We start from the raw sequence: 13,511 nt of genomic DNA, 5'->3' as shown, positions 1-13,511 counted from the left end.
ATGCGGGACAGTCGAGCGATCCCGGTGCCGCAGAGACCGGCACCGGGAGGAGCGCGCCGCTCGGTCATCTGCGGATCGGACGGGTCCGTCTCACTATGTGGCGCAACGGCTGTGGAATGCCCTACCCAGCCTGCACGCGGTTCATCTATCCCGCGAGTCGGATGTCCGATATCCCGCGAGTCGGATGTCCGAGCCCGTCACCGAGATCTCCAGACCGTCCTTCGTCGGCTCGATCCGCTGCAGCTTCAGCCCGCTCGGCAGGGCGCCGATCTCCCGCTCGAAGTCGGTCTTCCTGCGCACCAGGCCTTCGAGTCCGGGGATGCCCTCGCCCGGCACCTCGTCCGCGTGCACCCGCACGGTGCGGCCGTCGACGAGGGTGACGGTGGAGGTCACGCTGCGCGTGAGGGTGCGGCCGAGGATGTCGATGGCGCCGGTCACCTTCACTTTGCCGTTGCCGCCGTACTCGACGACGACGCCGTCGTCGGCCGCGTGCGTCAGATCCTCGTACGAGATGGTCGCCGTGCCCGTGGCCCGGGCGGCGATGGCGCTGGAGAAGCCGTCGGCCAGCGTGACGTGGTGGAGTTCGGCGTTCATCACGCTGATCCGGATCCTGCGCCCGCCGGCGGCGGTCTCGATGCCGGTGAGCCTGATGTCGACCTGGTCGAGTGCCGATCCGGCGACCTGGGTCAGAAAGGGGAAACCCCTGATGGAGACGTCCGTCGAGTCGACCGTGCCCCCGATGACCTCGACCTGGCCCGCCGCCTCGGACTCGGCGAAGTACACCGCGGCCCGGTCGACGACGATGAAGATGCCACCCAGGACCACCACGATGACCAGCAGTATTCGCAGTGCACGCATGCCCGTTCTTCCCCCACCCCGCGTCCGCCCGGACCCCCTGGCGCCCGTGAGCTTGCTGCGGCTGCACGGCACGCCCGGGGTGATCGACGAGCCGGAGCCCCTCCGCGGTTCCCGGTCCGCGGCGGGTCCCGCGGGTCAGGAGACCGCGCGGCCGATCAGATACACGGCGGGGGCCGCAGCGGTGAGCGGCAGCGCCACCCCGGCCGTCATGTGCACAAAACGTGACGGGTAGTCGTAGCTCGCCACCCGCAGCCCGATCAGCGCGCAGCCACCGGCCGCGAACCCGAGGAAGGCGCCCTTCGCGCCGAGGTCGGTGAGTCCGCCGACCGCGACACCGGCACCCGCGGCGGCGAGCAGCGCCACCACGACCGAGGCGGGTCCGGGCAGCGGCAGCGCCCGGACGAGCACGGCGACCGCGACAGCCGCACAGCCGGCCGTCACGGCGTCCGGCGCCGCCGCGAGATGCCCGGCGGCAAGGATCGCCAGGGCTGCCGAGGCGACGGTGGCCATCAGCCCGTACATCCGCTCGTCGGCGCCCGCGTGGCTGCGCAGCTGCAGGATGACGGTGAGCAGCACCCAGATGCCGAGGGTGCCGAGGATCGCCGCCGGGGCGTTCTCCCGGCCCGCGACGAGCAGCACGACATCAGCGACGAACCCGCCGGCGAAGGCGAGCGCGATGCCCTGCCGGGCGGGCCACATGCCGTTGAGCCGGAACCAGCCGGCGGCGGTCACGGCCTGGAGGAGCACCAGCGGTACGAAGAGCGCGTACTGCCCGATCGCGGCACCGAGGGCGAGCAGCAGCCCGAGCCCCGCGGTGATCGCCGCCGGCTGCATCCCCGGCGCGATGATCGGCGAACGGCCCTCGGCGCGGGCGCGCTGGGCGTCGGTGATGCGGCTGTTACCCACGGTGGTGGGCGCGCTGTAGCCGGAGGCGTCACGCGCGGCCGCCGCGTCCGGTGCCGGGGCGGCCGGGACCTCGGGGGGCAGCGGGTACGAGCCGGAGGCGCCCTGCGGGATCGGATATCCGGCGGGGCCGGCGGCGGCCGCGACGGGCTGCTGCGGCGCCTGCGCCGGGTACGGCTGCTGGGGCTGCTGGGGCTGCTGGGGCTGCTGGTGCTGGGGCTGCTCGTACTGCGGCTGCTCGTACTGGGGCTGCTCGTACTGGGGCTGCTCGTACTGAGGCTGCTCGTACTGAGGCTGCTCGTACTGCTGGGCGTAGGGCTGCGCATACTGCTGCGGCTGCTCGTACTGGGGCTGCTGCGGCTGCGGCGTCGGCTGGACGGCCGGCTGGTACTGGGTGTCCCAGGTCTGGCCCTCCCAGGTCTGTGCGACCCCGGGGCCCTGGAACGCCTGGTTCGGGTCGTACGGGACCTGCTGCCCGTACGGCTGCGGTTCCTGGCCGTTTCCGTACCCGTTTCCGTACCCGTTTCCGTACCCGTTGGCGTACCCGTGACCGGTCCCGGTCCCGGGCTCCTGCCCGTACGGATGCTGCTGATCGCTGTTGCTCATGTGCTGCGGTTCACCCTCCTGCGAACGGCGGGAGCACCTCGACCGTGCCGCCCTCGGCAAGGCGTACGGTCTCATGGCTGCGGGTCCCCACGGGTTCACCGTCGATCAGGAACGAGCACCGTTGCAGCACTCGGATGAGCTCACCGGGGTGCCGCTCGCGCACCGCGTCGAGCGCCTCGGCGAGCGTCGCGGCTGTGTACGGCTCCTCCGCGGTCCCGGCGGCGGCCTTGGCGGCGGCCCAGTAGCGGATGGTTCCCGCTGGCATGGCGACGCTCCCTTCGTCTCGCGTCAGCTGTCCATGATGAATCACTCCGCCACCGCCCAGTCCGCGATCCGGGTGAGCAAGCTCTCGTCCGCCGCGTTCTCGGCGTGCCCCATGCCGCGCCGCAGCCACAGTTCCGCACCGCCCTGTGCCGCGTCGGCGAGCATGCGGGGGTGGTCGAGCGGGAAGTAGGGGTCCTGGTCGCCGTGCACGATGAGCAGCGGCGCCGGGGCGATCAGCGGGACCGCCTCGACCGGGGAGAGCGGCACGGGGTCCCATTCCTTGCGGTCGATCCGGGTGCGGAAGGCGTACCGGCCGACCAGCCGGCCGGTGGGCCGGGTCACCACCCAGTGCAGGCGCCGCATCGGGGCCGTACCCCGGTAGTACCAACGGGCGGGAGCACTCACGGCTGCCACCGCGTCCGCGTGCGCTTCGATCCGCCCCCTGTGCGCGGGAACCGGACGAGCGAGCTGTGCCGTGTCCGGAGAGGTTCCGGGAGCCGTGTACAGCGCCCCGTGCCGGAGCACCACGGACCCGCCCATCGAGAACCCGACCGTCACCACCCGCCGGTGTCCGAGCGAGCGCGCCCACGCCACCGCGGCCGCCAGATCCAGCACCTCGCGGTCACCGACCGTCGACCGGCCACCGGATCCTCCGTGCCCCCGGAAGGAGAACGTGATCACGGCAGCACGCCGGGCGAACACCCCCGCCGCGCGCCGCACGGCGGGCCGGTCCAGCGAACCGGTGAATCCGTGCGCGACCACGATCGCCGGGCCGGCGTCCCCGGCATCGGCGCCGGAGGCGGCACCGGTCGTACACGGTTCGTACACCGCTTCGATCGGCAGCCCGTCATCCGTCCGCAATGTGGCGCGCCGGACTCCCGGCGTGATCAAGCAAACAGAAGAACTGCGAAACGAACTCTCGGACACAGAACTCATGTGGGCTATTCTGCTGGGAAGAGGATCCGGGCAATGCAGCCCCCGGGTCCTTTTGTGCTTTACGCGCGTTGTTACGACGACGTTTCGACAAGCTCAGCGGTCCCGGGGCGCGGGACCGCACCATAAAACACGTATGACAATCGTCGTACGGCAGCAGCACGACAAACGTACGAAGAAGTGCCGCACAGATCTCCCCCGGGCCCCACCCGGGAGTGCCCCTCTCGCAGGGAACGAGGAGGACCGACGTAATGGGCGAGCAAGGCAAGCACATCGTGCACGATCATCGACCGACGACCCGGGCAGGTGGGCGCCGATGAGTTCACTGCTGCTTCTGACCAACGCTCTTCAGCCGTCGACGGAGGTGCTTCCCGCTCTCGGCCTCCTGCTGCACAGCGTGCGGGTCGCCCCTGCGGAGGGACCCGCTCTCGTCGACACGCCGGGTGCCGACGTCATCCTGGTCGACGGCCGCTGCGACCTGCCGCAGGTGCGGTCGCTGTGCCGGCTGCTGAAGTCCACCGGACCTGGCTGTCCGCTGATACTCGTCGTGACGGAGGGCGGTCTCGCAGCCGTCACCGCGGACTGGGGCATCGACGACGTGCTGCTGGACACCGCGGGACCGGCCGAGGTCGAGGCCCGGCTGCGGCTGGCCACCGGCCGGCAGCAGCTCACCTCGGACGACTCCCCGATGGAGATCCGCAGCGGTGATCTCTCGGTCGACGAGGCGACCTACAGCGCAAAACTGAAGGGCCGGGTCCTCGACCTGACCTTCAAGGAATTCGAACTGCTCAAGTACCTCGCACAGCACCCGGGCCGCGTCTTCACCCGCGCCCAGCTGCTGCAGGAGGTCTGGGGCTACGACTACTTCGGCGGTACCCGGACGGTCGACGTCCATGTCCGGCGGCTGCGCGCCAAGTTCGGCCCCGAGCACGAGTCGCTGATCGGCACGGTCCGCAACGTCGGCTACCGCTTCGTCGCACCGGAGAAGGTGGAGCGCGCCGCCGGGGGGGCGAAGTCCCAGGCGGCGAAGGCGGCCGCCGAACCACCCACCCGTTCGGGGCGGCCCTCCGTGGCCGAGGTCGTGGAAGATGCCCGGATCCGGCCTGCCGGCAGGTAGGTCCATCCGCGTAGACTGCCGCGCGTGGCCAAGGTGACGCGGGACGATGTGGCGAGACTGGCGGGGACGTCGACCGCGGTCGTCAGCTACGTCATCAACAACGGACCCCGGCCGGTTGCCCCGGCCACGCGCGAGCGGGTACTCGCCGCGATCAAGAACCTGGGCTACCGGCCCGACCGTGTCGCCCAGGCGATGGCCTCGCGGCGGACCGACCTCATAGGGATGATCGTTCCGGACGCCCGCCAGCCCTTCTTCGCGGAAATGGCGCACGCGGTCGAACAGGCTGCCGCCGAGCGCGGGAAAATGGTTCTCGTCGGCAACTCCGACTACCGCGACGAGCGCGAGGTCCACTATCTCCGCGCCTTCCTCGGTATGCGCGTCTCCGGACTGATCCTGGTCAGCCAGGGCCCCAGCGAGCGGGCCGCGGCCGAGGTGGAGGCATGGGACGCCCGGGTCGTGCTGCTGCACGAGCGGCCCGAGGCGATCGACGACGTCGCGGTCGTCACCGACGACATCGGCGGCGCTCAGCTCGCCACCCGGCACCTCCTCGAACACGGCAACGCGTACGTGGCGTGCCTCGGCGGCATGGAATCCACCCCGGCGGTCGGCGACCCGGTCGCAGACCACGTCGAGGGCTGGCGACGGGCGATGCACGAGTCCGGACGCTCCACGGAGGGCCGGCTCTTCCAGGCCCCGTACAACCGCTACGACGCCTACCGGGTGGCGCTCGGACTGCTCGCCGGTCCCGACCGGCCCCCGGCGATCTTCTGCTCGACGGACGACCAGGCCTTCGGGGTGCTCCGGGCCGCGCGCGAACTGCGGATCGATGTGCCCGGGGAGCTCGCGGTGGCGGGCTTCGACGACGTGAAGGAAGCGGGGCTGACCGATCCGCCGCTGACGACGGTCTTCTCGGACCGCCCGGCGATGGCCCGGGCCGCGGTGGATCTGGTGCTCGACGACTCCCTGCGGGTCTCGGGCTCACGACGGGAGCGGCTGAAGCAGTTCCCGTCGGCGCTGGTGGTGCGGCGCTCGTGCGGGTGCGGCTGAAGCAGTTCCCGTCGGCGCTGGTGGTGCGGCGCTCGTGCGGGTGCGGCTGAAGCAGTTCCCGTCGGCGCCGGGGGTGCGGCGCTCGTGCGGGTGCGGCTGAAGCAGTTCCCGTCGGCGCCGGGGGTGCGGCGCTCGTGCGGGAGCGGGGAGCCGACGGCCCAGGGCCGGTAGACGGGGCACTTCCCCGGCCCGGGGCGCTCGCCTTCCGCCCACCCGTACGACGTTCCCGGTGGCTCTTACATGGGGCATACACGGTTCTGTCGGGCTTCTCAGGGCACGCTCAGGGTTCTCTCATGTTCGCTGGACACAGTCGTAGACATGACTGAGAGCCAGCGCCCGAGCGGCGAGTACCCGATGCACCCCTCGTACGGCAACGGCGACGCGGCCTACCCGCCGCCGCCCTCGTACCGGCCGACGCAGCCGGTCGCCGCGGGTCCCGGGACGACCGTGTGGCCCGGCAGCGGCGGCGCCGACGGTCACAGTGGCGGCGGTGACGACGGCTACGGCGACTTCCACGGGCTGCCGCAGCCCGCACCCCAGCCGCCCGCGCGCGGCAGGCGCCGGGTCGGACGGCCGGTCGCCCTCCTGACGGCCGTGGCCGTCGCGGCGGCGGTCGTCGGTGGTGCCACCGCCACCGTCATCGGTCAGTTCACCGACTCCGGTTCCAGCGGCAGTGGCAGCAGCAGTGCGGTCAGCGGCACGACCGTCTCGCAGAGCAGCGCAGGCACCGTCGCCGGGGTGGCGCAGGCGGTGTCGCCGACGATCGTCGAGATCGTCGCGAGCTCGAACGCGGGCCAGTCCACCGGGTCCGGCGTCATCATCACCTCCGACGGCGAGATCGTCACCAACAACCATGTCATCGCGGGCACCGGGGCGATCAAGGTGACGCTCAGCACCGGCAGGACGTACACCGCGAAGGTCGTCGGTACGGACGCCGACAAGGACCTCGCGCTCATCAAGCTGGAGGGGGCGCGCGGGCTGAAGACGGCCACGCTCGGCGACTCCTCCTCGCTCAAGGTCGGTGACCAGGTCGTCGCGATCGGCTCGCCCGAGGGCCTCACCGGCACCGTCACCAGCGGCATCGTCTCCGCGCTGGATCGCGATGTCACCGTCGCCAAGGACAGCGACAGCGGCCAGGGACAGCAGGGCGGGGGCCGCGGCGTCTGGCCGTTCGAGTTCGGCGGGCAGCAGTTCAACGGCGACACCGGCAACTCCACCACCACCTACAAGGCCATCCAGACCGACGCCTCGCTCAACCCCGGCAACTCCGGCGGTGCGCTCATCAATATGAACGGCGAGATCATCGGCATCAACTCCGCGATGTACTCCGCGAGTTCGTCCGACGGCTCGAACAGCGCCGGCGCGGGCAGCGTCGGCCTCGGCTTCGCCATCCCGGTAAACACGCTCAAGGCCGACCTGGACACCCTGCGGTCCGGCAACAGCTCCTGAGGAGATCAGCCATGAACCACCCTTCCGACACCCCCACCGGCCCGGCCGCCCTCGCGCTGCCGCTGATGCTCGCGGCGGAGTTCGCCGCCGTGGCGCGGCGCTCGCCGGAGGTCCGTGCGACCACCCGCACCACCGGCCGGAAACGCCGCGCCGCCCGCCGCAGCGCGACGGTCGTGCGAGGCTGACGCGACGGTCGTGCGAGGCTGACGCGACGGTCGTGCGAGGCTGAGAAGACAGCACCACGGCAGCAGAGAGAAAAGGACGACGAGCAATGAGCCCCGCCGAAGACGATCCGCAGCGCATCCTGATCGTCGACGACGAGCCCGCCGTGCGCGAGGCCCTGCAGCGCAGTCTCGCGTTCGAGGGGTACGGCACCGAGGTCGCCGTCGACGGTCTCGACGCCCTCGCCAGGGCGGAGTCGTACGCCCCCGATCTGATCGTGCTCGACATCCAGATGCCGCGGATGGACGGTCTGACCGCCGCCCGCCGCCTCCGTGCCACCGGCACCACCACGCCCATCCTGATGCTCACCGCCCGCGACACCGTCGGCGACCGCGTCACCGGACTCGACGCCGGGGCCGACGACTATCTGGTCAAGCCCTTCGAACTGGACGAGCTCTTCGCCCGCATCCGGGCCCTGCTGCGCCGCAGCTCGTACGCGGCCGCGGCGGGCGGCGATGTCCCCGACGACAATGTGCTGTCCTTCGCCGATCTGCGGATGGACCTCGCCACCCGCGAGGTCACCCGCGGCTCGCGCCGTGTCGAGCTGACCCGGACCGAATTCACGCTCCTGGAGATGTTCCTGGCCCACCCGCGCCAGGTACTGACCCGCGAGCAGATCCTGAAGGCGGTCTGGGGCTTCGACTTCGAACCGAGCTCCAACTCCCTGGACGTGTACGTGATGTACCTGCGCCGCAAGACGGAAGCGGGCGGCGAACCGCGGCTCGTGCACACGGTGCGGGGCGTGGGGTACGCGCTGCGGGCCGGCGGGGGCGACGCGTGATAGGCCTCGTGCGGCGGTTCCGTGCCCTGCCGCTGCGCTCCCGGCTCGCGCTGCTGGTGGCGACGGCGGTGGCGGTCGCGGTGGCGGCGGTCGCGGCGGCCTGCTGGTTCGTGACGAAGGCGCAACTTGACCAGCAGATGGACAACTCGCTGCGCAGTTCCAAGGTCGACGACAGATACCTGACAGACCTGTACAAGTACTGCGGCGGCGCCACCCTGCTGCCGCCGCGGCCGTTCACCAGCGGGTACACCGTTCAGCTCGTCGACTCCCAGGGCGCGGTGTGCATCGCCCCCAAGAAGACGGCACTCCCCGTGAGCCCCGCCGACATCGCGGTGGCCGAGGGGCAGCAGGACTACGCCCTGCACTCGGCGAGGACCGAGAACGGGACGAAGATGCGCGTCTACACCTCGGTCGTTAACATCGGCCCGGCCGTTAACATCAGGCCCGGCCTCGCCGTCTCCGTGGCGGTGCCCATGGATCAGGTCACCGACCCCCTCAACCAGCTCGCCGTCGTCCTCCTCATCGTGTCCGGCATCGGCGTCATCGGCGCGGGCGCCGCCGGTCTCTGGGTCGCCCGTACCGGCCTGCGCCCCGTCGACGAGCTCACCGAGGCCGTCGAGCATGTCGCCCGCACCGAGGACCTCTCGCTCCGCATCCCGGTCGAGGGCGAGGACGAGATCGCCCGGCTGTCCCGCTCCTTCAACTCGATGACCGCCTCCCTCGCCAGCTCCCGCGACCGTCAGGCCCAGCTGATCGCGGACGCCGGCCACGAGCTGCGGACGCCGCTGACGTCCCTGCGCACCAACATCGAACTCCTCGCCCGCAGCGACGAGACAGGCCGGCCCATCCCGCCCGACGACCGCAGGGCGCTGATGAAGTCGGTCACCGCGCAGATGACGGAGCTGGCGTCGCTCATCGGCGACCTCCAGGAACTGGCCCGCCCGGACGCGGCCCAGCCCGGCCCGCTCCAGGTCGTCGGCCTGCACGACATCGCCTCCGCCGCGCTGGAGCGGGCACGGCTCCGCGGCCCCGAGCTGACCATCACCGCGGACCTCGAACCGTGGTACGTCAGGGCCGAGCCGGCGGCGCTGGAGCGGGCGGTCGTCAATGTCCTCGACAACGCGGTGAAGTTCAGCCCGCAGCACGGCACGGTCGCCGTGGCCCTGCGCGGCGGCGAGCTGACCGTGGTGGACCAGGGTCCCGGCATCCCGGCCGAGGAGCTCCCGTACGTCTTCGAACGCTTCTGGCGCTCCCCCTCCGCCCGCCAGCTGCCGGGCTCGGGACTGGGCCTGTCGATCGTGGCACGCACGGTCCAGCAGGCGGGCGGCGAGGTCGCGCTGAACCCGTCGCCGGGCGGCGGCACGGAGGCCTCGATCCGCCTGCCGGGCGCACCGCAGCCGCCGCCGGAGAACTTCTGAGCCGCCCCCGGCGTCCGGTCAGATCCTGGGACGAGACAGCAGTCGGCGGTCAGAGCCTCCTGCGCACCTCTGCCGCGAACTGCGGTGCGCCCCCGGCGTCCGGCTCTGTCGAGGAGCCCGTGCAGGTCGCGGGGTTCGCTCCGGTAGCCAGCGACCTGCCGCCGGAGCACATGAAGCACGTCCGCGGGGGCCAAAAAGAACGCAGGTGTCCAGGACTACGCGCTGCACGGTGCTCCAGTGAGTCAGTTGCCGTAGAGGCCGGATTCCTCGGTCAGCTCGTCGAGGCCGCGACGCCGCTGGGAGCGACGTTGCTCCTGGTAGTCGAGAACATCCGCGAGCAGCACTCTGCGATGACGCCCGGGACGGGCGAAGGGGATGTTTCCCTCGTCAAGAATCTTCACGAATGTCGGTCGGCTGACGCGGCCACCGTGCTCACCTCCAGTGCCGCGACACCGGCTTGGCTCTCCGGCCCCAGCCCGTGGCGTGCGGCGAGCCATGAGGCGTCGTTGCAGGTCACCCAGGTGACCCCGACGGCGTCCTGCCAGGCCAGCGCCTTCACCGGAAGGTCGATGCAGGCGGTCTGCTTGTCCTGCACCAGGCGCGTGCCGCCCTCGGGCTTGCCGAAGATGAGCAGTTCGGTCGTACGGAGTTCCAGCCCGGCACGGGCGGGGCGGTGGACCATCCGGCCCACCGCCCCGCTCACTCACCCGCGTACGGGCACTGCGTGTCCCGCAGGACCTACTGAACGACCGTGATCCGGTCCGTGGCCGGCGGGGCCAGCGGTGCCGCTGCCGACGAGTGGGCCGACAGGTACGCGTTGAACAGGTCCAGGTCGGAGGGGCCGACCAGCTTGTTGGTGCCCTGGCCGAGTGCCGCGAAGCCGTCGCCGCCGCCCGCGAGGAACTCGTTCATCGCGACGCGGTACGTCTTGGCCGGGTCGATCGCCGCACCGTTCAGCTTGATCGTGTCGACGACGACGCGAGCCGCGCCGGTCTTCGTCATGTCCAGCGTGTAGGTGAGCCCCTTGGACACCTGGAGGATCTTCGGGCTGGCCTCGTTGGAGCCGCTGACCTGCTGCTGGAGTGCGGCGATCAGCTGGGCGCCGGTCAGGTCGACGACGTTCATCATGTTGGTGAAGGGCTGCACGGTGAAGGACTCCCCGTACGTCACCACCCCGTCGCCCTCATTGCCGGTCGACTTGTACACCAGGTCCGCGCGGATACCGCCCGGGTTCATGAAGGCGACGACCGCCCCGCCCTTGTCCGCCGGGGCCAGGCCCTCGAGCTGCGCGTCGGCGATCAGGTTGCCGAGCGGCTTCTCGGGGGCCGTGGAACCGCGGCCGTTGATGTCGGCGGAGATGTAGCCCTGCGGCCTGTTCGCGATGGGCGCGGCGAGGGTGTTCCAGCGGGCGATCAGGGCCGTCATGTCGGTGGCCTTGGGCTGGTCCCGGGTGACGACGTGGTTCGCCGAGGTCGGGTTCGAGGAGCTCGACGACTTCACCGACGTACGCACGATGTCCTTGGTGCGGCGGTCGTACGTGAGGGTCGTGTCCGTGTACAGCTTGCCGAACGACGACGCCGAGGTGACCAGGCGCGGGTTGCCCGCCGGGTCCGGCACGGTGCACACGTACGCCTGGTGCGTGTGGCCCGTGATCAGCGCGTCGACCTTCGGGCTGATGCCCTTGGCGATGTCCACGATCGGCCCGGAGATGCCGTCGCCGGCGCCGGGGCTGTCGCAGCCGTAGTTGTACGAGGTGGAGGCCGGGGCCCCGCCCTCGTGGATGAGGGCGACGATGGACTTCACGCCCTGCTGGTCGAGCTCCTTGGCGTACTTGTTGACCGTCTCGATCTCGTCGTGGAACTTCAGGCCCTTGACGCCGTTGGCGGTGACGATGTTCGGCGTGCCCTCCAGGGTCACCCCGATGAAGCCGATCTTGACGCCGTTCTTCTTCCACACCGTGTACGGCTTGAGGATCGGCTTGCCGGTCTTCTCGTCCGTCACGTTGGCGGCGAGGTACGGGAAGTCGGCGCCCTGGAACTTCGTGCCCTTCTCGTAGCACCCCTCGACCGGGTGGCAGCCGCCGTTCTGGAGGCGGGCCAGCTCGGTGGCGCCCTCGTCGAACTCGTGGTTGCCGACGGTCGTCACATCGAGTTTGATCTTGTTGAGCGCCTCGATGGTCGGCTCGTCGTGGAAGAGGCCGGACAGCAGCGGGCTCGCGCCCACCATGTCGCCACCGGCCGCAGTGATGGAGAAGGGGTGGCCCTGGCGTGCGGCGCGCAGCGAGGAGGCGAGGTATTCGACACCGCCGGCCGGAATCGTCTTCGTCGTGCCGTCGGCCTGCTTCTCGGTGACCGTGCCGGCCGAACCGGCCGGCGGCTCCAGGTTGCCGTGCAGGTCGTTGAAGGAGAGCAGCTGGACGTCGACGGTGTTGGCCGGCTCGTGGTGTGCCTGGCCGTTACCGAGGCTCTGGGCATCGGCCGGCATCGCGGCGACGAGCGCGCCGACGGTGGCCAGCCCGGCCGCGGCGGCGAGCACTCGCCTCGACGCACGGTTCTTGTGCGGTGTCGCTGACATGGGTCCCCTAATGAATTCAGCGGGAGGGTTCGGCTCGGAGCCTAGAGTCAACGCGCGTAGCGCGACAGGTGTTTCGAGTTACGAACTGGTTGCCTTGTGGTCAGTAAGGGTGCCTATCACCGCACTTCACCCCTATGGCACCCATACGCAGACAGGAACGTCACGGCATACAGGTCACCGCAGTCCGGTACGCCGGGGCCGACGGGCCGGGACCGGCCGACGGCCGCGCTCACCCCGCGAAGGCGGTCCGACCCGCACCGCACACCGCCGATCGAGGCCGCAACGCCTCGCTCAGCCCCACCAGCACCCCGCCCCGCCGTACGCTCGTACGCATGACGACTGATGTACCCCTCCCCGCTCCGGGACGCGAGATCCAGACGCTCGACGTGCTCTCTCCCGACCAGGCCGGAGCCGTCCTCGACCTGCTCGGCGACGCGGCCCGCGCCGACGGCAGGCCCGCGGTCTCCGAGCAGGGGCGACTGCAACTGCGGGGCGGGCGCCGGGAGGGCGTACGGCACCTTCTGCTCACCAGCTCGGGAACCCTCGTCGGGTACGCGCAGCTCGAGGACACCGACCCCGTCGAGGCGCCCGCCGCCGAGCTCGTCGTGCATCCCGCGTACCGCGGGCAGGGGCACGGCCGTGCGCTGGGCGCCGCGCTGCTCGCCGCGACCGGGAAGCGGCTGCGCGTATGGGCGCACGGCGGGAAGTCCGCCGCCCGCCATCTCGCCCAGGTCCTGGGCCTCTCCCTCTTCCGCGAGCTGCGCCAGCTGCGCCGCCCGCTGAGCCCGCTGGACATCCCCGAGCCCGTACTGCCGCCGGGCGTCACCGTCCGTACCTTCGTGCCCGGCCAGGACGACGCCGCCTGGCTCGCCGTGAACAGTGCCGCGTTCGCCCATCACCCCGAGCAGGGATCGCTCACCCAGCGCGACCTGGACGACCGCAAGGGCGAGCCCTGGTTCGACCCGAAGGGGTTCTTCCTGGCCGAGCGCGAGACCGAGGGCGGGACCGAGCTGGTCGGCTTCCACTGGACGAAGGTGCACGCCGGGGAGCAACTCGGCGAGGTGTACGTCGTCGGCATCCGGCCCGACGCGCAGGGCGGCGGCCTCGGCAAGGCGCTCACCGCGATCGGGCTGCGCCACCTCGCCGCCGAGGGGCTGCCGACCGCGATGCTCTACGTCGACGCGGACAACCCGGCGGCCCTGGCCGTGTACGAGCGGATGGGCTTCGCCACCCATGAGGTGGACCTGATGTACCGCGCGGAGTCCTGAGCCCGCAGAACGTCCCCCGGGGCGGCGTCGCTTGACGCCGCCCCCTCTTTCCGACACCCTTTCACTACTCC

At 71.1% G+C, this 13,511-nt stretch carries 14 protein-coding genes; 7 read left to right on the top strand and 7 right to left on the bottom strand.

Translation table 11 applies throughout. From position 1 onward, the window contains the following. Positions 1-141: 141 nt before the first annotated feature. The 4 genes from ACGFSA_RS10055 to ACGFSA_RS10040 form a co-directional block, all read right to left on the bottom strand. Positions 142-858, bottom strand: a complete 717-nt coding sequence (locus tag ACGFSA_RS10055; protein ID WP_393302392.1) for a DUF2993 domain-containing protein — start codon at positions 856-858, stop codon at positions 142-144. Between the two features lie 135 nt (positions 859-993). Beyond that, on the bottom strand, positions 994-2,367 hold the full coding sequence (locus ACGFSA_RS10050; protein ID WP_393302389.1) for a hypothetical protein: 1,374 nt from the start codon (positions 2,365-2,367) through the stop codon (positions 994-996). A 10-nt stretch (positions 2,368-2,377) separates the two neighbouring features. Continuing rightward, positions 2,378-2,632, bottom strand: coding sequence for a MoaD/ThiS family protein (locus tag ACGFSA_RS10045; protein ID WP_393302386.1), 255 nt, complete (start codon positions 2,630-2,632; stop codon positions 2,378-2,380). 41 nt (positions 2,633-2,673) lie between these two features. Continuing rightward, entirely contained in the window at positions 2,674-3,567 is an 894-nt protein-coding gene (locus tag ACGFSA_RS10040) for an alpha/beta hydrolase family protein (protein WP_393302383.1), read from the bottom strand. Positions 3,568-3,880: 313 nt separating this feature from the next. Here ACGFSA_RS10040 and ACGFSA_RS10035 point away from each other — a divergent pair, with 313 nt between their 5' ends. The 6 genes from ACGFSA_RS10035 to ACGFSA_RS10010 all read left to right on the top strand — a co-directional run bounded on the left by ACGFSA_RS10035 (position 3,881) and on the right by ACGFSA_RS10010 (position 9,598). After that, on the top strand, positions 3,881-4,681 hold the full coding sequence (locus ACGFSA_RS10035; protein WP_393302380.1) for a winged-helix domain-containing protein: 801 nt from the start codon (positions 3,881-3,883) through the stop codon (positions 4,679-4,681). A gap of 24 nt (positions 4,682-4,705) precedes the next feature. Further along, positions 4,706-5,728, top strand: a complete 1,023-nt coding sequence (locus ACGFSA_RS10030) for a LacI family DNA-binding transcriptional regulator (RefSeq protein WP_393302376.1) — start codon at positions 4,706-4,708, stop codon at positions 5,726-5,728. A 318-nt stretch (positions 5,729-6,046) separates the two neighbouring features. Next, positions 6,047-7,177 (top strand): S1C family serine protease, encoded by a 1,131-nt coding sequence (locus ACGFSA_RS10025; RefSeq protein WP_393302373.1) that lies wholly within the window; start codon positions 6,047-6,049, stop codon positions 7,175-7,177. An 11-nt stretch (positions 7,178-7,188) separates the two neighbouring features. Then, positions 7,189-7,362 carry a hypothetical protein gene (locus tag ACGFSA_RS10020; RefSeq protein ID WP_393302370.1) on the top strand — a complete coding sequence of 58 codons (174 nt, stop codon included), beginning with the start codon at positions 7,189-7,191 and terminating at the stop codon, positions 7,360-7,362. 86 nt (positions 7,363-7,448) lie between these two features. After that, complete coding sequence (locus ACGFSA_RS10015; RefSeq protein ID WP_393302367.1) at positions 7,449-8,180, top strand: response regulator transcription factor; 732 nt, start codon at positions 7,449-7,451, stop codon at positions 8,178-8,180. Continuing rightward, positions 8,177-9,598, top strand: coding sequence for a sensor histidine kinase (locus ACGFSA_RS10010; RefSeq protein ID WP_393302364.1), 1,422 nt, complete (start codon positions 8,177-8,179; stop codon positions 9,596-9,598). Before ACGFSA_RS10015 ends, ACGFSA_RS10010 begins: the two co-directional genes overlap by 4 nt. A gap of 242 nt (positions 9,599-9,840) precedes the next feature. On the opposite strand, the gene ACGFSA_RS10005 is transcribed toward ACGFSA_RS10010, so the two are convergent. From ACGFSA_RS10005 to ACGFSA_RS09995, 3 genes are read right to left on the bottom strand one after another with little or no spacing between them, the layout of a single operon-like run. After that, positions 9,841-9,999, bottom strand: a complete 159-nt coding sequence (locus tag ACGFSA_RS10005; RefSeq protein WP_393302361.1) for a hypothetical protein — start codon at positions 9,997-9,999, stop codon at positions 9,841-9,843. Then, a complete protein-coding gene (locus tag ACGFSA_RS10000) occupies positions 9,996-10,280 on the bottom strand; it encodes a DUF302 domain-containing protein (protein WP_393302358.1) in 285 nt (94 codons plus the stop codon). The genes ACGFSA_RS10005 and ACGFSA_RS10000 overlap by 4 nt, the downstream gene beginning before the upstream one ends. A 56-nt stretch (positions 10,281-10,336) precedes the next feature. Next, positions 10,337-12,172: a bifunctional metallophosphatase/5'-nucleotidase gene (locus tag ACGFSA_RS09995; RefSeq protein ID WP_393302355.1), complete on the bottom strand. Its 1,836-nt coding sequence runs from the start codon at positions 12,170-12,172 to the stop codon at positions 10,337-10,339. 332 nt (positions 12,173-12,504) lie between these two features. On the opposite strand from ACGFSA_RS09995, the gene mshD reads away from it, so the two are divergent. After that, the gene (gene mshD, locus ACGFSA_RS09990) at positions 12,505-13,440 is read left to right on the top strand and encodes a mycothiol synthase (protein WP_393302352.1); all 936 of its coding nucleotides are present in this window, start codon (positions 12,505-12,507) and stop codon (positions 13,438-13,440) included. Positions 13,441-13,511: the final 71 nt, after the last annotated feature.

The organism is Streptomyces sp. NPDC048496 (genome assembly GCF_043200055.1).
In the GTDB taxonomy this organism is placed as follows: Bacteria; Actinomycetota; Actinomycetes; order Streptomycetales; family Streptomycetaceae; genus Streptomyces.
The sequence above is the reverse complement of the archived record's forward strand: the minus strand, read 5'-3'. Positions and strand labels throughout refer to the sequence as shown.